This window comes from Burkholderia sp. SIMBA_062, from assembly GCF_046534765.1.
GTDB lineage: Bacteria > Pseudomonadota > Gammaproteobacteria > Burkholderiales > Burkholderiaceae > Burkholderia > Burkholderia ambifaria.
This window is the reverse complement of sequence record NZ_JAWRYD010000004.1, coordinates 85,310-103,528: the sequence shown is the minus strand read 5'-3', so window position 1 is coordinate 103,528 and position 18,219 is coordinate 85,310. Positions and strand designations below refer to the sequence as shown.

General features: G+C 72.0%; 15 protein-coding genes and 1 riboswitch. Of the genes, 7 read left to right on the top strand and 8 right to left on the bottom strand.

Annotated features, from left to right (window positions below):
* Window positions 1-92: 92 nt before the first annotated feature.
* Genes cobJ through cobG form a run of 4 tightly spaced genes read right to left on the bottom strand, consistent with a single transcriptional unit; the run spans window position 93 to window position 4,549 of the window.
* On the bottom strand, window positions 93-1,829 hold the full coding sequence (cobJ, locus tag SB786_RS05460; RefSeq protein WP_410726593.1) for a precorrin-3B C(17)-methyltransferase: 1,737 nt from the start codon (window positions 1,827-1,829) through the stop codon (window positions 93-95).
* Entirely contained in the window at window positions 1,826-2,560 is a 735-nt protein-coding gene (locus SB786_RS05455; RefSeq protein WP_006762425.1) for a precorrin-2 C(20)-methyltransferase, read from the bottom strand. Before SB786_RS05455 ends, cobJ begins: the two co-directional genes overlap by 4 nt.
* The gene (locus tag SB786_RS05450; protein ID WP_175699839.1) at window positions 2,557-3,183 is read right to left on the bottom strand and encodes a precorrin-8X methylmutase; all 627 of its coding nucleotides are present in this window, start codon (window positions 3,181-3,183) and stop codon (window positions 2,557-2,559) included. Before SB786_RS05450 ends, SB786_RS05455 begins: the two co-directional genes overlap by 4 nt.
* Window positions 3,176-4,549 carry a precorrin-3B synthase gene (gene cobG / locus SB786_RS05445; RefSeq protein WP_410726799.1) on the bottom strand — a complete coding sequence of 458 codons (1,374 nt, stop codon included), beginning with the start codon at window positions 4,547-4,549 and terminating at the stop codon, window positions 3,176-3,178. Before cobG ends, SB786_RS05450 begins: the two co-directional genes overlap by 8 nt.
* A gap of 106 nt (window positions 4,550-4,655) precedes the next feature.
* Window positions 4,656-4,848: riboswitch (cobalamin riboswitch) on the bottom strand.
* A 204-nt stretch (window positions 4,849-5,052) separates the two neighbouring features.
* Between cobG and cbiE the strand changes: the two genes are divergently transcribed.
* Genes cbiE through cobM form a run of 4 tightly spaced genes read left to right on the top strand, consistent with a single transcriptional unit; the run spans window position 5,053 to window position 8,885 of the window.
* Window positions 5,053-6,288, top strand: coding sequence for a precorrin-6y C5,15-methyltransferase (decarboxylating) subunit CbiE (gene cbiE, locus SB786_RS05440; protein WP_410726591.1), 1,236 nt, complete (start codon window positions 5,053-5,055; stop codon window positions 6,286-6,288).
* Window positions 6,288-7,376 carry a cobalt-precorrin-5B (C(1))-methyltransferase gene (locus tag SB786_RS05435; protein ID WP_410726589.1) on the top strand — a complete coding sequence of 363 codons (1,089 nt, stop codon included), beginning with the start codon at window positions 6,288-6,290 and terminating at the stop codon, window positions 7,374-7,376. The genes cbiE and SB786_RS05435 overlap by 1 nt, the downstream gene beginning before the upstream one ends.
* Window positions 7,373-8,113 (top strand): cobalt-precorrin-6A reductase, encoded by a 741-nt coding sequence (locus SB786_RS05430; protein WP_410726587.1) that lies wholly within the window; start codon window positions 7,373-7,375, stop codon window positions 8,111-8,113. The genes SB786_RS05435 and SB786_RS05430 overlap by 4 nt, the downstream gene beginning before the upstream one ends.
* 43 nt (window positions 8,114-8,156) lie before the next feature.
* Window positions 8,157-8,885, top strand: coding sequence for a precorrin-4 C(11)-methyltransferase (cobM, locus tag SB786_RS05425; protein WP_410726585.1), 729 nt, complete (start codon window positions 8,157-8,159; stop codon window positions 8,883-8,885).
* A 33-nt stretch (window positions 8,886-8,918) separates the two neighbouring features.
* On the opposite strand, the gene SB786_RS05420 is transcribed toward cobM, so the two are convergent.
* Window positions 8,919-10,115 (bottom strand): MFS transporter, encoded by a 1,197-nt coding sequence (locus SB786_RS05420; protein WP_410726583.1) that lies wholly within the window; start codon window positions 10,113-10,115, stop codon window positions 8,919-8,921.
* Window positions 10,116-10,245: 130 nt separating this feature from the next.
* On the opposite strand from SB786_RS05420, the gene SB786_RS05415 reads away from it, so the two are divergent.
* Complete coding sequence (locus tag SB786_RS05415; protein WP_410726582.1) at window positions 10,246-10,788, top strand: MarR family winged helix-turn-helix transcriptional regulator; 543 nt, start codon at window positions 10,246-10,248, stop codon at window positions 10,786-10,788.
* A 227-nt stretch (window positions 10,789-11,015) separates the two neighbouring features.
* Here SB786_RS05415 and SB786_RS05410 read toward each other — a convergent pair whose 3' ends face one another.
* The 3 genes from SB786_RS05410 to SB786_RS05400 form a co-directional block, all read right to left on the bottom strand.
* A complete protein-coding gene (locus SB786_RS05410; RefSeq protein WP_410726580.1) occupies window positions 11,016-11,720 on the bottom strand; it encodes a glutathione S-transferase N-terminal domain-containing protein in 705 nt (234 codons plus the stop codon).
* A gap of 205 nt (window positions 11,721-11,925) precedes the next feature.
* Complete coding sequence (locus SB786_RS05405; RefSeq protein ID WP_410726578.1) at window positions 11,926-13,050, bottom strand: porin; 1,125 nt, start codon at window positions 13,048-13,050, stop codon at window positions 11,926-11,928.
* Window positions 13,051-13,305: 255 nt separating this feature from the next.
* Window positions 13,306-15,999 carry a LuxR C-terminal-related transcriptional regulator gene (locus SB786_RS05400; protein WP_410726577.1) on the bottom strand — a complete coding sequence of 898 codons (2,694 nt, stop codon included), beginning with the start codon at window positions 15,997-15,999 and terminating at the stop codon, window positions 13,306-13,308.
* Between the two features lie 255 nt (window positions 16,000-16,254).
* On the opposite strand from SB786_RS05400, the gene SB786_RS05395 reads away from it, so the two are divergent.
* Together SB786_RS05395 and SB786_RS05390 are read left to right on the top strand one after the other, a co-directional pair.
* Window positions 16,255-17,196 carry a universal stress protein gene (locus SB786_RS05395; RefSeq protein ID WP_410726575.1) on the top strand — a complete coding sequence of 314 codons (942 nt, stop codon included), beginning with the start codon at window positions 16,255-16,257 and terminating at the stop codon, window positions 17,194-17,196.
* A gap of 33 nt (window positions 17,197-17,229) precedes the next feature.
* Complete coding sequence (locus tag SB786_RS05390) at window positions 17,230-18,210, top strand: quinone oxidoreductase family protein (RefSeq protein ID WP_410726574.1); 981 nt, start codon at window positions 17,230-17,232, stop codon at window positions 18,208-18,210.
* The last annotated feature ends 9 nt before the right edge of the window (window positions 18,211-18,219 follow it).

Genomic DNA, 18,219 nt, shown 5'->3' with positions numbered 1-18,219 from the left:
CGGCGCAGTCGACGCGGGCATGGTCGGGTTCGGCGCACCGGCGACGACGGCCGGCATGCTGGGCGCGGACGCGCCGCGATGTGCAGCGGCCTTCAGCGATACCAGCGCGGCGTATACACCCACTCGCGGCCGTCGCCGATCGCGAAACGCCGCGTCGTCGACGAACCGACGATCACCATCGTGCGCATGTCCACCTGCTCGCTGCGCAGCGCACCGAGCGTCGTCGTCGCGAGCGTCGCGCCCGGCCGGCCGATATCGCGGCCGAGCACGACCACCGTGTCGTCCGCGCGGTGCGCGCGCACGACGTCGAGCGCACGATCGAGCTGCCACGGCCGCGCACGCGAGATCGGGTTGTAGAACGCCATCACGAGATCGGCTTGCGCCGCATGCCGCAGGCGCATCTCGATCACGTCCCACGGCTTCAGGTTGTCCGACAGCGAGATCGCACAGAAATCGTGGCCGAGTGGCGCGCCGGCCTGCGCGGCGGTCGCGAGCGACGCCGATACGCCGGGTTCGACGCGCAGCTCGACCGCCGCCCAGCGCGGGTCGCGCGCTTCGTCGAGCGCTTCCAGCACGGCCGCGGCCATCGCGAACACACCCGGATCGCCCGACGACACCACCGCGACGCGCCGGCCCTCGGCCGCCAGTTCGAACGCATGGCGCGCACGCTGCATTTCCTCGCGATTGTCGGTGCCGTGTACGCGCTGGTCCGCGCGGAACGGGCCGGCCATCGTCACGTAGGTCGTATAGCCGAGGATATCGGTGGCTTCCGCGAGCGCGCCCCGCGCGGCGGGCGTGAGCCATGCCGCATCGCCCGGGCCGAGGCCCAACACCGTCAGGCGGCCGCGCGCCCGGCCAAGCGTAGCGGGATCGACGGGTTGCGCCGCGACCGCGCACGCGAGGCCGTCGGACGTTGCGCGCAGCGTGTGCGCGACGCGCAACGTGCGGCCGAGCAGTGCGGCGGCATCGGTGTCGCGATTGCCTTCGACATCGCCTTCGCCTTCGACATCGCCGAAGCGCAGCGGCACCCCCAGCGTGTGCGCCGCCGCTTCGACCCGCGCATCGCCGAGCAAGGTCGCCGGCGCGACGAGCGCGGCGAGCGCCAGCCGCGCAAGGCCGTATGCATCGAGCAGCGCATCGATGCGTTCGGCGAGCGATGGCGATGCGTCGGCCTGCACGCCGCGCGCGTCGATGCCGACCACCACGCTGCGCGGATGGATCACGAGTTCGTCGCGCGCGCCGCGCCACGCATCGGGCGTCACGCGGATCGCATGCGCGGCCGTGTCGTCGCGCGGCAGCGCGACGTCGTCGAGCCACGGCGCCGCGCCGTCGATGCGCGTGGCCGCGTCCGCGAGCAGGTCGGACACGAAGCGCTTGCCCTGCTGGAGATCGGCGAGCGCATAGCCGTCGGGCGGATTGAGTACGCACGCGCCGAAGCGCAGTTCGCCGCTCGTCGTGATCGCCGGTGCGACGACGCCGAGGCAGGCGGCGATTTCGCGCGCGATCAGGTTCACGCCCGTCAGTCCGCCGAGCAGCGGCACGACGGCCGAGCCGTCTTCCGCGACCGCGAGCACCGGCGGCTCGACACCCTTGTCGGCCAGCGCGGGCGCGACGCAACGGATCACGATGCCGGCCGCGCACAGCGCGACGATCGGCAGGCCGCGCGCGTAAAGCTCGCGCAGGTGCGCGCCGAGTTCGTCGAACGGCACGTCGGCCTCGACGCGCGACGCGAGCCCATGCACGCGCGAGCCCGGATAACGCGCCTGGATGCGCCGCGCGGTGTCGAGCGCGCCCGCGCCGAGAATCACGATCGCGGGCGGAGTCGTCATCCTTGCCATTTTTCCCCCGGTACGACGAGCAGCGAGAAATACGGCGACGCCATCGGGTCGACTTCGTCGAGCGGCACGATGCGCTGGGCCGCCATCGTCGCGCGCTCGACGTACAGCGCGCGCTTCGCGAGCCCCAGTTCGTCGAGCACGCGCCGCACCTTGTCGAAGTTGCGGCCGAGCTTCATCACGACGGCCGCGTCGGCCTGCGCGAGCCGCACGCGCAATTCGTCCTCCGGCAGCACGCCGGACAGCACCGACAGGCTCTGGTTGCGATAGACGAGCGGCTGGCCGAGCACGGCCGTGCCGCCGAGCATCGCGCACACGCCCGGGATCACTTCGGTGTCGTAGCGCGTCGCGAGGCGATCGTGCAGGTACATGTACGAACCGTAGAAGAACGGATCGCCTTCGCAGATCACCGCGACGTCGCGCCCGGCGTCGAGATGCGACGCGACGATCTCGGCGGCCGTGTCGTAGAAGTCGGCGATCACCGTCTCGTAGCAGAGCGGCGGCGGCAGCGCCTCGGTCGTCACCGGATAGACGAGCGGCAGTTGCGTCTGCGCGTCGAGCAGGTGTGCTTCGACGATCCCGTATGCATTGCCTTTCTTGCCCTTCGCGACGAAATACGCGACCACCGGCGCGGCCTGCAGCACGCGCAGCGCCTTGATCGTCATCAGTTCAGGATCGCCGGGGCCGACGCCGACCCCGAACAGGCGTCCGCGCGGGGCCGTCATTCGGCCTCCGTCGCGAGTGCGTTGACGGCGGCCGCCGCCATCGCGCTGCCGCCGCGCCGGCCGAGCAGCGTGACGTAGGGCACGCCGCGGCTCTCGGCGTCGAGCAGCGCCTTCGATTCGGCCGCGCCGATGAAGCCGACCGGAAAGCCGAGGATCAGCGCGGGGCGCGGCGCGCCGGCGTCGATCATGTCGAGCAGGTGGAACAGCGCGGTCGGCGCATTGCCGATCACGACGACGCTGCCGGCCAGATGCGGGCGCCACAGTTCGAGCGCCGCGGCCGAACGCGTGTTGCCGAGATGGCGCGCGAGGTCGGGCACCTCCGGTTCGCCGAGCGTGCAGATCACGCGATTGCCGGCCGGCAGCCGCGCACGCGTGATGCCTTCGGCGACCATCCGCGCGTCGCACAGGATCGGCGCGCCGGCCGCGAGCGCCGTGCGGCCCGCGGTGCCGGCGCCGGCCGAGAAGCGCAGGTCGTAGACGACATCGACCATCCCGCACGCGTGGATCACGCGCACCGCGAGCTTCTCGAGATCGGGCGGAACCTGCGACAGGTCGGCCTCGGCGCGGATCGTCGCGAACGACTGGCGGTAGATTTCCTGCCCGTCGCGAATGTAGTCAAGCATCGGTGGTGGTGTCCTGGCTGTGCCGCGTGCCCGTCAATCGGGCCGCGGCCTGGTCAATCGTCAGATGGCGCGCGAGCGGGGCGCCGAGGCCCGCGGCGGCGTCGCGCCGGTAAAGGTCGTAGCGGGCGGGCGCAACCGCGACGAGCGTGTACGTCGCGGGATGCGGCAGCGCGCAGTGGCGCTCGCAGCCGGTCAGGTGCACGTCGACCGGATGGCCGACGCGCGCGGCCAGCGCGAGCGCATCGTGTTTGGTATCGGCGCGCGCCTTCGCGCAGCCCGCGCTGCCGGTGCAGGCCACCAGCGCCGCCAGCGGGTCGGATGGCGTGCACACGAGACCGAGCGACGCGAGCGCATCGAGCACGGCCCGCGCCCGTTCACGCCGCACGCCGTGCACGAACACGCCTTGCCACGGCGTCATCGACAGCGTGGCGTCGCCTTCGGTTTCAGCGAGTGCCGCGAGCCGTTCCAGTTGCGTCGCGTCGAGCCGGCCGAGCACGAACTGCGCGCCGACGCTGCAGCGCGTCGCGTCGAGCGACGGCCGCACGCCGAAACGCAGCGCGGCGTCCGCGGGCATGCGCCGCCAGCCGGCCAACGCGGGATCGGCCTCGAGCGGGAAGGGTGCGTAGTGCCGCGCGCGCTCGCGCAACGCAAGTTCGCCGCCGGTCGCGAGCAATGCGCGCATCCGCGTGACGTCGGCCGGCGCGAGATCGAGGAATGCGAGCAGCAACGCGCGCACCAGCGCGACGGCCTGGTCGGGCGCGACGTCGAACGAAGCGGGCGAATCGTCGGACGCGACCGGCGGACAGCCGGCCAGGCCCGCGGCGATGCGCAGCGCGCCGTCGTCGCGACGCCGCGCGGCAAGCCAGATGTCGTGCGGATGATCGAGCGCCGCGACCGATTCGCCGCCGTCGAGCTGGATCGAGAATTTCGGCGACAGTTCGCCGCGGCGCGGCTCATGCGTCAGCATGTCGAGCAACGGCCGTGCGAGTGCGCGGCTGTCGAGCAGCGCGGCGGGATCGAGCCCGGCGAGCGGGCTGAGCATCAGGTTGCGGACGTCGTCGCTTGCGGCGAGCGCGGCCCTGTCGGTGGCGACATCGCCGGCATCGCCGGCGCTCGCGCGCGGGCCGAGGCCCGCGTCGAGCAATGCACGGGCCAGCGGATCGGCCGCGCCGTCGCGAATGCCGCGCAACTGGAGATTCGCGCGATTGGTCGCGTCGATCGCGCCGGAGCCGTAGCTGCGCGCCGCGGCGGCGATCGCGCGCGCCTGCCGCGCGTCGAGCCGGCCGCCCGGCAGCTTGATCCGGCACAGCCCGCCGTCGGCGGCCGCGACGACGCGCACGAGCCCCGGGCAAGCCGACGGGCGCACGACGGGCAACGCAGGAATCGAAACGGGGGCGGAATTCAACGGGATACCGGGGCAGTGTGGCGCCGCGGCCAACGCATCGGTACACCCCGCCCGACGCCGACTGGCACGCACGCACTTTCAGGCCGGCAGGTCTCCTGGCTGACAGGTCGGCGCCGGCTCCCGGCCTTCCCGGTGAAACCAGTGGCATGAGGGGGGAGATCGGCTCGCTGTCTACAGTTGCGGGGGCAGCCACAGCGGCGCGATGCGCGCCCTGTGTTCCCTCTTCGGCCCCGAAGGGCACCGGCGAACGAACGGCCGTAGGATACCCGATTTCACCGGCGCTTCGGGACCGCCGAGCGGGCGCCGTGACCGAAGCGAAACGCGGCCCGACGCGGGCAGCCCCGCAGGTGAAACGTGCGGTGGAACACGGTACCATGCCGACTTTCGCAACGCGGACGGCCGCACCGGCGCCTTCACGGCCGCCGTGCGGCGACTCGATGGAATCGGATGATGGGGAAGGGTGCATGACGGCGTGGCTGACGGTAGTGGGCATCGGCGACGACGGTTACGCGGGGCTCGGGCGCAGCGCGCGGCGCGCGCTGCTCGACGCCACGCGGGTCGTCGGCGCGAAGCGGCACCTCGACATGCTGCCCGCGCGGCTGCGGGCCGCGCGCGAGCCATGGCCGTCGCCGTTCGACGTGTCGGGCCTGCTCGCGCGGCGCGGCGCGCCCGTCTGCGTGCTGGCAAGCGGCGACCCGATGCTGTTCGGCGTCGGCGCGACGCTCGCGCGCGAGCTATCCGCTGACGAATGGCGCGTACTGCCGGCCCCGTCGTCGCTGTCGCTGGCGGCCGCACGGCTCGGCTGGGCGCTGCAGGACGTCGGCGCGGTGTCGCTCGTCGGCCGGCCGCTCGCGACGCTCGCGCGCCACCTGCTGCCGGGCCGGCGCCTGTTCGTGCTCAGCGCCGATGGCCGCACGCCGGCCACGGTCGCCGCCGAACTCACGGCGCGCGGCTTCGGCCCGACCCGCATCAGCGTGTTCGAACATCTCGGCGGGCCGCTCGAGCGGCGTCTCGACGGCCTCGCGCAAGACTGGCCCGTCGCCGAAACCGCCGCGCTCAACCTGATCGCGCTCGACTGCCGGGCCGGCCCCGATGCGCCGCGCCGCGCGCTCACGCCCGGCCTGCCCGACGACGCGTACCGCCACGACGGCCAGCTCACCAAGCGCGACATGCGCGCGTTGACGCTCGGGCGCCTCGCGCCCGCACCGGGCGAATTGTTGTGGGACGTCGGCGCGGGCAGCGGCTCGATCGGCATCGAATGGATGCGCGCGCATCCATCGTGCCAGGCGATCGCGATCGAGTCGCATGCGGAGCGTCAGCGCTTCATCGAACACAACCGCGACGCGCTCGGCGTGCCGGGGCTGCAGCTCGTCGCGGGGCGCGCGCCCGACGCGCTCGCGGGGCTCGCCGCGCCCGACGCGATCTTCATCGGCGGCGGCGCGAGCGCACCCGGCGTGCTCGATGCGTGCTGGTCGGCGCTGAAGCCCGGCGGCCGGCTCGTCGCGAACGCGGTCACGCTGCAGGGCGAACTGGCGCTCGCGGCCTGGCGCGACGCACATGGCGGCACGCTCACGCGCGTGTCGCTCGCGCATGCCGAGCCGCTCGGCCGCTTCGACACGTGGCGGCAGCCGTTGCCGGTCACGCTGTACGACGGGCGCAAGCCCGATCCCGCGGCAACGGCATTCACGGACCTCGCGTGATGCGCGACGAAACCCCGGAACGACCGGCGCCGCTGCGGTTCGGCTATACGACCGGCAGCTGCGCGACCGCGACGTCGCTCGCCGCCGCGCGCCTGCTGCTCGCGGGCCACGCCGACGACGCGGTCGAGATCGTGTTGCCGAAGGGGCAGCGCGTGATGATGCGGCTCGAGTTCTGCCGGACCACCGCCGACGGCGCCGAGGCCGGCACCGTCAAGGACGCCGGCGACGATCCGGACGTCACGCACGGTGCGCTGGTGTTCGCGCGCGTCGCACTGTCCGCCGCGCCGGGCGTGCGTTTTCATGCGGGGCCGGGCGTCGGCACGGTCACGCGCGCGGGGCTCACGCTGCCGGTCGGCGAACCGGCAATCAATCCGGTGCCGCGCCAGATGATGACCACGCACCTCGACGCGCTCGCGGCCGAATACGGTTATGCAGGCGGCTTCGACGTGACGATCGGCGTCGAGGGCGGCGACGCGCTCGCACTGAAGACGATGAACCCGCGCCTGGGCATCGTCGGCGGATTGTCGATCCTCGGCACGACCGGCATCGTGCGGCCGTTCTCGTGCTCGGCGTACATCGCGTCGATCCACCAGGGCATCGACGTCGCACGCGCGAACGGCATCGCGCACATCGCCGCGTGCACCGGCAACACGAGCGAGGATGCGATGCGCGCGCACTACGGCCTGCCCGACATGGCGCTGATCGAAATGGGCGATTTCGCGGGCGCGGTGCTCAAGCACCTACGCCGCGCGCCGGTCTCCCGCCTGTCGATGTGCGGCGGCTTCGGCAAGCTCAGCAAGCTCGCGGCCGGCGATCTCGACCTGCACAGCCGCCATTCGAGCATCGACCTGCCGCTGCTCGCGCAGTGGGCGGCCGAGGCCGGTGCGAGCGACGCGCTGCAGGCCGCGATGCGCGCGGCGAACACGAGCCAGGAAGCGCTGAAGCTCGCGCACGCGGACGGCGTGCCGCTCGGCGACCTCGTCTGTGCGCACGCGCTGCGGGTCGCGCGCGACATCGTGCCGGCAACGGTAGCCGTCGAGATGTTCGCGATCGACCGGCAGGGCCGTTTCGTCGGAACTGCGCGATGAGCGTACGTATCCTGCTCCTCGGCGGCACCGGCGACGCGCTGACGATCGCGCGCGCGCTCGGCCCGCGACATGTCTATAGCCTCGCGGGTCTCGGCAAAGTGCCCGACGACCTGCGCTGCGACGTGCGTGTCGGCGGGTTCGGCGGCGCGGCGGGGCTTGCCGCCTATCTGCGCGGCGCCTGCATCGGTCTCGTGATCGACGCGACGCATCCGTATGCCGCGCAAATCAGCGCGAACGCGTCGGCCGCCGCGCGCGACGCGGGCGTGCCGCTGTGGGCGCTGCGCCGCGCACCGTGGACGCCGCGCCCCGGCGACGACTGGCGGATGGTCGACGACTGGGCCGGGATCGCGGCCGCGCTCGCGCCGTTCCGGCGGCCGCTGTTCACGCTCGGGCGCGAACCGCTGGCGCATCTCGACGAGATCCCGCCACACCAGTTCTGGCTGGTGCGCTGCCTCGATGCGCATCCCGGCAACGCGCGCGCGCAGATCGTCGCGACGCGCGGGCCGTTCACGCTCGACGGCGAACGCGCGCTGTTCGCGCTCGCGGGCATCGACGTCGTCGTCAGCAAGAACAGCGGCGGCGCCGCGACCGAAGCCAAGCTCGACGTCGCGCGCGAACGACGGCTGCCGGTCGTGATGCTGCGCCGGCCGCCGCTGCCCGACGCGGACCGCGCGTTCGACTCGACCGCCGCGCTGCTCGAGGCGCTCGATACGCTCGACCCGGCCGCGCGCACATGATGCCGCGCGACCGGTTGCCCAATGACTGGATGGAGATTTCTGGATGACGGTGTATTTCATCGGCGCGGGCCCTGGCGACCCCGAACTGATCACGGTGAAGGGCCAGCGCCTCGTGCGCACGTGCCCGGTGATCCTGTATGCGGGCTCGCTCGTGCCGCCGGCCGTGCTCGACGGCCATCGCGCGGAGCAGGTCGTCAATACCGCCGAGCTCGATCTCGATGCGATCGTCGCGCTGCTCGCCGATGCGCATGCGAAAGGGCAGGACGTCGCGCGCGTGCATTCGGGCGATCCGTCGCTGTACGGGGCGATCGGCGAGCAGATCCGCCGGCTGAAAGCGCTCGGGATTCCGTATGAAATCGTGCCGGGCGTGACGGCCGCGGCTGCGTGCGCGGCGACGCTCGGCGTCGAGCTGACGCTGCCCGGTATCGCGCAGACGGTGATCCTCACGCGCTTCGCCGGCAAGACGACGATGCCGGAAGGCGAAGCGCTCGGCGCGCTCGCCGCGCACCGCGCGACGCTCGCGATCCATCTCGGCGTGCGCCATCTCGCGCGGATCGTCGACGAAGTGCTGCCGCACTACGGGCCCGACTGCCCGGTCGCGGTGATCTATCGTGCGAGCTGGCCCGACGAGGAACGCGTGACCGGCACGCTGGCCGACATCGTCGGCAAGGTGCGGGGCACGCAGATCGAACGCACCGCGCTGATTCTGGTCGGGCGCGTGCTCGATGCGGAAGGGTTCGCGGATTCGACGTTGTATGCGAGCGGCGGCTGATTGCGCGTAAGCGAAACGCGATGCGGGCCGGCTCTACGCACGCGCGACGCGCGGCGCAAGCCGCGGCGCGAAACCCGCCGCCAGCGCGAACAACACGACACACAGGCAAGCCATCGCGACCCACGCGGGCGACAGATCCGCGAGATGCTGGCGCACGACGCCCGCCGCGAACGGAAACAGCCCCGCGACCAGATAGCCGACGCCCTGCACGAACCCCGTCAACGATGCGGCATCGGCCGGCGTCGCCGCATGATCGACCGTGACGATCAGCGACAGCGGAAACAGCGCGCCGATGCCCGCACCCAGCAGCAGCGCGGCCGGCAACGCGAGCGCCTGCGGCGCGGCCAGCATCACCAGCAGCCCCGCGAGCAGCGACGCGATCGCCGCGTGCAGCGCGGGCCGGCGATCGGGCAGGCGGTCGATCGTCGCGGAGATCGTCAGCCCCGCGACGACTTCCGCGAGCGTCACGCCGCCGAGCAGGCTGCCGGCCGCGGTCGGCGACCAGCCGAGCCGCATGTAGTACGGCGGCAGCCACGCCAGCACGAGCGTGTAGGCGCCCGTCGCGATCCCGAAGAACACCGCGAGCCGCCATGCGCGCGGCGAGCGCGACGGTCGCGCATGCGCCGCCGATGTCGCGGCCGACGCCGGCATCGCGCCGGACGCCGGCGCGTCGCCGTCACGACTGGCCAGCGGCCACGCGAGCGCTGCAATGGCGGCCGGCAGCGCCCAGCCCGCGAGCGCGGCGAGCCAGCCCCAGCGGGCCGCGGCGAACGGCGCGACGACGCTCGCGAGCACCGCGCCGCCCATGATCGACGTCGAATAGACGCCCATCGCGCCGCCGATCCGCGTCGCGAAATGCGTCTTCACGAACCCCGGCAGCAACGCCTGCACCATGGCGATCCCGATGCCCGCGCAGCATGCGCTTGCCAGCAGCACCCACGCGTGCCGCGCGCCAACGCGCGACGCGCAGGCGAACCCGATCAGCACGACGCCGAGCCACACGCCGCCCGCGATCCCCGTCACGCGTTGCAGCCGCCGCGCGCTCAGTGCACCCACGCCCATCAGCAGGATCGGGATCGTGGTCAGCAGGCTCGCCGCGCCGTCGCCGATGCCGGTCGCGCGCTGGATCATGTCGAGCAGCGGACCGATTGCGGCGAGCGCCGGCCGCAGGTTCAGTCCGACCAGCACGACGGCGGCAAGCCGCCAGCCGGGGGAAATGCAGCGATTCATGGAAGACCCTCGAGATCGGTGCACGGCCCCTGCGGGGGGGCGGCGTGCGTTTTCGTGTAAAGTATCTCGACATCAAGATAAATCGGCATTTATCTCGACGTCAAGATAACTGGTGAGCCGAGGAGGGTTAATGGATCGAGCCGCGCATGCGCTCGCGCAATGGCGCGTCGAGCGCCCGGATCTGGATGCGTCGTCGATGCTCGTGATGGGACGGCTGCAGGAGGCCGCGCTCGTGATCGCGCGCGACGGTCTCAATCCGCTGTTCGCGCGCTACGGGATGCAGCCGGGCGAATTCGACGTGCTGGCGACGCTGCGGCGCAGCGGCGCGCCGTTCGCGCTGACGCCGACCGCGCTGTACGACGCGCTGATGATGTCGTCGGGCGGGATGACCGCACGGATCGACCGGCTGCACAAGGCCGGCTGGGTCGAGCGCCGGCCGAATCCGGCCGACGGCCGCGGCACGCTCGTCGCGCTGACGGACGCGGGCCGCGCGCTGATCGACGAGGCGGTGGTCGCGCACGTCGACAATCAGCGCGCGATGCTGGCCGTGCTGTCGCAGGCGGAGCAGGCGCAGTTGTCGGCGCTGCTGGAAAAGCTGCTGGCGGGATTGGAGGAAGGGAAGCCGACGCCGGCCGAAAAGCAGCGGCGCGGATCTCACGCTGAGTCACGCTGAACGCGACGCGCGACGCGCGACGCGCGACGCGCGGCAAGCAGAAACGCAGAAACGCAGAAACGCAGAAACGCAGAAACGCCGGAAAGCAGGAAAGCAGGAAAGCAGGAAAGCAGGAAAGCAGGAAAGCAGAACGGTAACCTGCAAACCGTCCGCCGCGCAAGGCGGGGCCGGACAGGCGGCGAGCCGGTCACGCAGCGGGCCGCACCCGGCGCGCCCGCTGCCGCGGATCAGCCGCGTGCCGGAATAGTGAGCCCGCGCGCGACGGCCGGCCGCGCGACGAACGCGTCGAGCACGCGCTTGACGTTGCGGAATTCACTGAAGCCGACGAGATCGCCCGCTTCGTAGAACCCGACCAGGTTGCGCACCCACGGGAAGATCGAGATGTCGGCGATCGTGTACGTATCGCCCATCATCCACTTGCGGTTCGCGAGATGCGCGTCGAGCACGGCGAGCAGGCGCTTCGATTCGGCGGCGTAGCGGTCGCGCGGACGCTTGTCCTCGTAGTCGCGGCCGGCGAACTTGTGGAAGAAGCCGACCTGGCCGAACATCGGGCCGATGCCGCCCATCTGGAACATCACCCACTGGATCGTCTCGTAGCGGCCCGCGGCATCTTTCGGGATCAGCTGGCCCGTCTTGTCGGCGAGATAGAGCAGGATCGCGCCCGATTCGAACAGCGGCAACGGCCGGCCGTCGGGGCCGTTCGGATCGATGATCGCCGGGATCTTGTTGTTCGGGTTCAGCGACAGGAATTCGGGCGACAGCTGGTCGTCCGTGCCGAAGCTCACGAGGTGCGGCTCGTACGGCAGACCGGTCTCCTCGAGCATGATCGACACCTTGACGCCGTTGGGCGTCGGCAGCGAGTACAGCTGGAGACGGTCGGGATGCTGGGCCGGCCATTTTTTCGTGATCGGGAAGGCGGACAGGTCGGGCATGGAGATTCGCTCGTCAACGTGGAGGATCCGCGATCCGCCGGCCGGCCGTGCGCCACGGAGCGCCCCCCGGCACGGCGGCAGGGGCGGGACGAGCGCATCGGCAAGCGGGCGGGCCGCGCCGAAAACGCCCACTGTAGCCGATCCCCGCGATCGTTGCAGACGGCCGCCGCGGGTCGCGCAAGCGCCGCCGCGCGTCACTTCGTCGTCAAAAGTTGTGCCGCAGCCCGACCATCGCGGCCGTCGTGCCGACCCCGGGCGCGACCGGCTGCCCGTACACGAGCATCTGGTCCATCGTGCCGCGGTTGTTCACGTGGCCGGCCTGCGCATAGACCATCGTCCGCTTCGACAGGCTGTAGTCGACCGTGAGCACCACGGCCGTCGACCGGTTCGCGGCGCGGTTGCGGTCCTTCAGGTAGTACACGGCGGAGGCGACCTGCAGCGCGGGTGTGAAGCGATAGCCGACACCGGCCGACAGCATGTCGAGGTTCACCCGGTCCGCATGCGCGGGATTCCGGCCGTTGCCGTACGACGCCGACACCGAGAAATCGCGGATCGTGTATTTCGCGCCGACGTAGACGAAGCGGTTGTTGTCGACGCCGGTCGGCGCGACACCCGGTGCCGGATTCGTGTCGTGGCCGTTGTAGTAGACGGCCGATGCATTGAGCCCGTAGTTCGAATACCTGAGCACGACCGATTCGCGCGTGCCGCCCTGAAACTGTCCGGCGACGCCGCCGGGTGCGTATTCGAGCGCGAGCGACACGCCCGCGAACGTCGGCGACTGATACACGAGCGCATTGCTGTCGTACAGCGCGCCGATCGCGCCGTTGGTGCTCGTCGCCGGCCAGCCGGCCGCGGTGTTCAGGCCGAGCCACGCGGTCAGCACGCTGACGAAGAACTGCGCGTTGCGCACGTCGGTGTCGGCCATCGCGTAGATCATCGGCACGATCTGGCGGCCGGCCGTCACAGTGCCAAACGGCCCCGATACGCCGAGCGACGCAATCTGGTTGAAGATCGCGACGGCGCCCGGCGTGTCGCTCAGCTGGAGCCGGCCGGTGCCGCTGTCGAATGAACCCTGCAGCTTGAAGTTGACCTTGTAGCCGCCGCCGAGGTCCTCGCTGCCCTTGATGCCCCAGAAGCTCGAGTAGATGCCGCCGTCCTTCATCCGGAACACCTTGCCGGTGTTCGGCGCGCTCGGGCTGAACGAAGCGGCCGACGTGCTCTGGTACAGCAGGCCCGTGTCGACCACGCCGTACAGCGTGACGGAGGATTGCGCATGCGCGAGCGCCGAACAGCCGGCAAGCACCGCGAGCGCGGCCAGTTTCGTCTTCATCGAAGTCTCCAGGATCGTAATGGACCGCACGGGATCGAGCCGGTGCGGGTGAAGCGGGGCAGCATCGAGGCAGGCGGGAAGGCGCGCGAGGCGACGCCGGTGCGAGCCGTGCGGAAAGACTACGCAACGGCGCACGGCCGCTCCCCCCCATGCGCGGGGGGCAGGGTTGCGGAGAATCGAAAGGGGATCGACGCCGATGCCTGCGTCAACAGTCGCGACAGATGCAACAGCCGGCCGCGCCGGCACACGCGGCGATCAAGGCGCGCTTTCGAGCAGCCCGAGCACCAGCGCGCGGCGCACGACGTGCTTGCGCGAGCTGGCGTCGAGCTTGCCGAACAGGTTCTTCAGGTGCCATTTCACGGTTTCTTCGCCGACGGCGAGCGCCACCGCGATCTCCTTGTTCGACAGGCTGCGCGCGAGCAGCTCGAGAATCGCGCGCTCCTTGGGCGTCAGCACGACGCTCGGCACCGCGCGCGGGCTGGCCGTGCTGCGGGGCGCGGGCGGCACGATGCGCGGCTGCGGTTGCGCGGACCTTGCCGGGCCGTCGCGCTCGATCGCCTCGTCGCCGATGCGGCGCGCCCAGTCGGCGACGGCCGGATGCGCATCCGCGAGCGTGCGCGTCAGGCCGAACATGTCCGCGAGGTTCATCGCCTCGTCGAGTCGCGCGCGGCCGTCGTGCCCCGACTGTTCGAGCGCGAACGCACCGAGCGCCATGATCTCGATGCGCGCGCCCCCGACGCTCATCTCCCGGGCCAGCACGGCCGCTTCGTCGAGCGCCGCGCAGGCATCGTCCCAGCGGCGCGCGGCAAGCGCGGCGCCCGCATGCGCGATCGCCTGCAGCAGCACGACGGGGCGCCGCCACAGCGGGCCGTGCGACGGAAACTCGGCCGCGGCGATCGCATCGATCCGCTCGACGAGCGCATGGCAGGTCGCCTCGCGATAGCGCGCCGCGTGAATGCGCACCTGCTCGGCGAGACTTGCGACCGACAGCCGCGGCAGCCGGCGCGCGACGCCCATCGCGTCGAGCGCCACGAGCAGGTCGATCGCGCGATGCTCGACGCCGCGCAGCAGCGCGATGCGCGCGGCCGTCCGATAGCCGAGCAGCACGGTGTCGGGCGTGCCCGCGTGCTCGAGCACGTCGAGCCGGTTCGCGAGCAGCGCGGCGGCCTGGTCGACGCGATCGGCCTCGTATGCGATCGCCGCGCACATCGCAGCCAACATGCAGGTCAGCGGATGGCGGCGCCCGAGGTCGGCTTCCGCGCGCGCGAGTGCCGGCGACAACGCGTCGTCCGCGAGCCGGATCTGGCCTTCGCACAGGTAGCTCAGGCCGGTGATCAGCTCGCCCCAGCGCGCGACGTAGCCGAACCCGGCAGCAGTCCCGCCGCGCGGCGCGGCCTGCTGGTAGCGGCGCGCCTGTGCCGGTTCGCCGACGATGATCGCGCGCGCCGACAGGCGGTTCGCGTGCATCTGCGCGAGCCATGTCGCCGCGGGCGGCGTGAAGTCGGCCCACGGCTCGAACAGCTCGACGAAACGGTCGATTTCGTCCGCGTAATAGGCCGCCGCGCTGAGGATCAGCGCACATTCGTAGCGCATCGCGGCCGGCGTGGCGGCGTCGGCGAGGATGCCGGCGATCTGGCGCTGCGCCTCCACATGACGCTCCCCCAGCGCCAGCGCCCACGCGACCGCGATCCGCAGCGTCGGACGCTTGTCGAGTTCCGCATCGGGCAGCAGCGCGAGCCAGTCGAGCACGTCGTTGATTCGGCCTTGCTTGATCGCATCCTCGAGGCAGCGCTGCGCGAGCGCGTACGCGGTCTCGACCTGGCCGGCCGCATACGCATGACGCGCGGCTTCCTCCGTCATCCCGTGCGCATCGAGCCACGCGGCCGCACGTCCATGCAGCGCGCTGCGCTCCGCGACCGGGCCCGCCGCCAGGCGGTCGCGCAGCGTATCGCGCACCAGCGGATGCAGCCGGCACCAGTCGGAGTCATCCGACGCGATGAACAGTGGCGTATCACGCGCGAGGCGTGCGAGCCGGTCGGGCGCAGCCGCGTCGTCGAGCAGCGCGGCGCACAGCGACGGATGCAGGCGGTCGGCGATGCTCGTGCGCGTCAGGAACGCGGTGTCGTCGGCGGACAGGTTCGCGAGCAGCAGCTCGACGAGCCGGTCGCGGGTGCCGTCCATGCGCGCGGCGAGCGCGTCGACTGCCTGGCGCGGATCGGCCGAGCGCGCCATCGCGGCCATCGCGAGCTGCAGCCCGAGCGGCCAGCCGTCGACACGCTCGAACAGCCGCGCGCACGCATCGGCGTCGACCCGCTGTGCGAAGCGCGCACCGACCAGCGCGATCGTCTCGTCGAGCGTGAAGCGCAGCCATTCGGGGCCCGCGAGCGTGCATTGCCCGCCGGCGAGCAGGTCGCCGGCCGCGCGATCGAGCCCGCGCCGGCCCGCGACGATCACACGCAGGTTCTGCGGCGCGTTGTGCAGCACATAGGTCAGCGCGTCGAGGCCGGCGGCCGGCAGCCGCTCCGCGTCGTCGACGATCAACAGCGCGTCGATCGACAGTTGCGCGACTTCGGCGAGCCATGCGGTGAGCCCCTCCAGCGCGCGCGCCGCACCGCCCGCGATCAGGCGCCCGAAGCCGGGCCGCGCGCAACCGGTGCGCACCGCCTGCACGAGTCCCTGCAGCAGGCGCGGCGCGTCATCGCGCTCGTCGGCGGACAGCCACACGACCGCGCGGCCGAGCGCGAGCGATTCGCGGCGCCATTGCGCGAGCAGCGACGTCTTGCCGTAGCCGGCCGGCGCCTGCACGAGCATCACGGGCCGGGCGTCGAACGCCGGCGCGGCGAGGCGCAGCCGCGCACGCGCGAGCAACTGCGCCGGCACGCGCGGCGCGGTCGTCTTCAGCACGAGTTCGGTGGGGGGCGCGTCGGCGCGATCGGGTGGGTGGGCCATCGGGGCAGCAGTGGGAATCCGGCGATGCCGTGCAGGCCAGCGTCCGGGGTGGGCGTGGGGGGAAGGATCGGCCGAACCGCGCTCGCGCGTCAATCCCCCCCGCGACGAGTGGGGCCGCGCCGCCGCGTGGTCGATAGCATGGGTTCCGAAGCGTGACGAACGCAACTTACCCATGCAACGAGGAGGGGGCCATGAACATCATATCGACCGGCGCGCGACCCAGCGTGCCGAGCGCCGGATAAGCGGAGCGGCACGATGTATCGTCATTTGCTCGTGACGGTCGACGGCGTGCCCGGCGGCATCGACGCGATCGGCCATGCGCTGGAGCTGGCGCGAGCGGTCGGCGCGCGGGTCACGTTCGTGCTGTCGGGCGCCGTGCCCGACTCGCGTTTATCCGGAGCGCGGATGCCGCGACACGATGCGAAAGTGGAAGCCGCCGCGCGGGCGCAGGGCCTGTCCCATGTGATCGCGGGGGGCGGCCATCCGCGGGCCGGCCATCCGGGGGCCGGCCATCCGGCGGCTGGCGACACGTCGCCCGCCACGCTTGCTGGCGAACTCGGCTGCGACCTGATCGGCGTGGCGGCGCTGCCGCACGACGCCGATGCCGCGGCGGTCAGGCAACGGCGGGCGCTGCTCGCAACGAGCGACGTGCCGGTGCTCGTGTGTCCGGCGCGGCATGGGCAGGCCGAGGCGCGCGTGATGGCCCGCTGTCTCGCCGCGCATCATGCGCTCGGCGCGCGGTTGGCGGCGCTGATGATGGCGAGCGAAGGCCCCGACGCTGACGGTCGGCCGATGGCCGACGCGCCCGGCACGCTGGCCGCGCTGACATCGCTCGCGGCGCTGCAGCACGCACGCTTCGGCACCTGCGCCGAAGCCCGTCTCTGCGCGGCATTGCGCAGGCGGGCGGAGAGCACCGCGGCCGAACTCGACGAACTCGATCGCCAGCGGCGCCGCGATGCGCACGCGCTCGGCGCGCTGGCGCGGCTCGCCGCCGACGGGTTGCCGTCGGCCGCGTTCGATGCCGCGCTCGCCGTCTATGCGCGTGGGGCATTCGAGCAGATGGGACGCATGGAAGGCGTGATTTTCCCGGCCGCGCGGCGCTATCTGGTCGACGCCGACTGGAACGAACTGGACGCGCCCCCGGCGAGCGGCGCAAGCGCGACGGCGCCGGGCACGGACGAACCCGACGATGCGTGACGCGCATCCGACTGAATACCTACGGAGAACAAGATGGCACATGCAGTGCGATTCCACGAAACCGGCGGCCCCGACGTGCTGCGCTGGGAAGAAGTCGACGTCGGCGAGCCGGGCCCCGGCCAGGTGCGCCTGCGGCACGAGGCGGTCGGCCTGAACTTCGCCGACACGTATTTCCGCAGCGGCCTGTATCCGGTCGCGCTGCCGGCCGGCATCGGCGTCGAGGCCGCCGGCGTGGTCGAGGCCGTCGGTCCCGACGTGACGAACGTCGCCGTGGGCGACCGCGTGACCTACACCGGCTTCCTGAACACGCTCGGCGCGTACAGCACCGAGCGGCTGATCGCGGCCGCTCCGCTCGTCCGGCTGCCGGCCGGCATCGGATGCGAAACGGCTGCGGCGATGACGATGCGCGGGCTCACGTCGGCCTACCTGCTGCGCCGCATCCATGCGTTCGCGCCGGGCGACACGATCCTGCTGCATGCGGCAGCCGGCGGCGTCGGGCTGATCGTGTCGCAATGGGCGAAGCTGCTCGGGCTCACGGTGATCGGCACCGTGTCGAGCGAACACAAGGCGGCGGTTGCCCGCGCGCACGGCTGCGACCACACGATCGACTACAGCCGCGAGGATGTCGCGAAGCGTGTGCGCGAACTGACCGGCGGCGTGGGCGTCGACGTCGTGTTCGACAGCGTCGGCAAGGACACTTTCGAAGGCTCGCTCGATTCGCTGAAGCGGCGCGGGCTGCTGGTCTGCGTCGGCACCGCGTCGGGTCCGATCCCACCGTTCGATCCGCAGCGCCTCGCGATGAAGGGCTCGCTGTACCTGACGCGCCCGGCGCTGGCCGACTACATCGCCGATCCGGCGGAGAAGAACGATCTCGCCGGCGAACTGTTCGCGCACGTCGCGGCCGGCCGCATCCGGATCGAAATCAACCAGCGCTATGCGCTGCAGGACGCGGCGCAGGCGCACCGCGATCTCGAGTCGCGCAAGACGACCGGCTCGTCGGTATTCATCGTCTGAGGAGACGCG

Excerpts from the sequence above, each read along its gene's own strand:
- cobJ (WP_410726593.1), bottom strand. The coding sequence starts at position 1,829 with ATGACGACTCCGCCCGCGATCGTGATTCTCGGCGCGGGCGCGCTCGAC.
- SB786_RS05455 (WP_006762425.1), bottom strand. The coding sequence starts at position 2,560 with ATGACGGCCCCGCGCGGACGCCTGTTCGGGGTCGGCGTCGGCCCCGGC.
- SB786_RS05450 (WP_175699839.1), bottom strand. The coding sequence starts at position 3,183 with ATGCTTGACTACATTCGCGACGGGCAGGAAATCTACCGCCAGTCGTTC.
- cbiE (WP_410726591.1), top strand. The coding sequence starts at position 5,053 with ATGACGGCGTGGCTGACGGTAGTGGGCATCGGCGACGACGGTTACGCG.
- SB786_RS05435 (WP_410726589.1), top strand. The coding sequence starts at position 6,288 with ATGCGCGACGAAACCCCGGAACGACCGGCGCCGCTGCGGTTCGGCTAT.
- SB786_RS05430 (WP_410726587.1), top strand. The coding sequence starts at position 7,373 with ATGAGCGTACGTATCCTGCTCCTCGGCGGCACCGGCGACGCGCTGACG.
- cobM (WP_410726585.1), top strand. The coding sequence starts at position 8,157 with ATGACGGTGTATTTCATCGGCGCGGGCCCTGGCGACCCCGAACTGATC.
- SB786_RS05420 (WP_410726583.1), bottom strand. The coding sequence starts at position 10,115 with ATGAATCGCTGCATTTCCCCCGGCTGGCGGCTTGCCGCCGTCGTGCTG.
- SB786_RS05415 (WP_410726582.1), top strand. The coding sequence starts at position 10,246 with ATGGATCGAGCCGCGCATGCGCTCGCGCAATGGCGCGTCGAGCGCCCG.
- SB786_RS05410 (WP_410726580.1), bottom strand. The coding sequence starts at position 11,720 with ATGCCCGACCTGTCCGCCTTCCCGATCACGAAAAAATGGCCGGCCCAG.
- SB786_RS05405 (WP_410726578.1), bottom strand. The coding sequence starts at position 13,050 with ATGAAGACGAAACTGGCCGCGCTCGCGGTGCTTGCCGGCTGTTCGGCG.
- SB786_RS05400 (WP_410726577.1), bottom strand. The coding sequence starts at position 15,999 with ATGGCCCACCCACCCGATCGCGCCGACGCGCCCCCCACCGAACTCGTG.
- SB786_RS05395 (WP_410726575.1), top strand. The coding sequence starts at position 16,255 with ATGTATCGTCATTTGCTCGTGACGGTCGACGGCGTGCCCGGCGGCATC.
- SB786_RS05390 (WP_410726574.1), top strand. The coding sequence starts at position 17,230 with ATGGCACATGCAGTGCGATTCCACGAAACCGGCGGCCCCGACGTGCTG.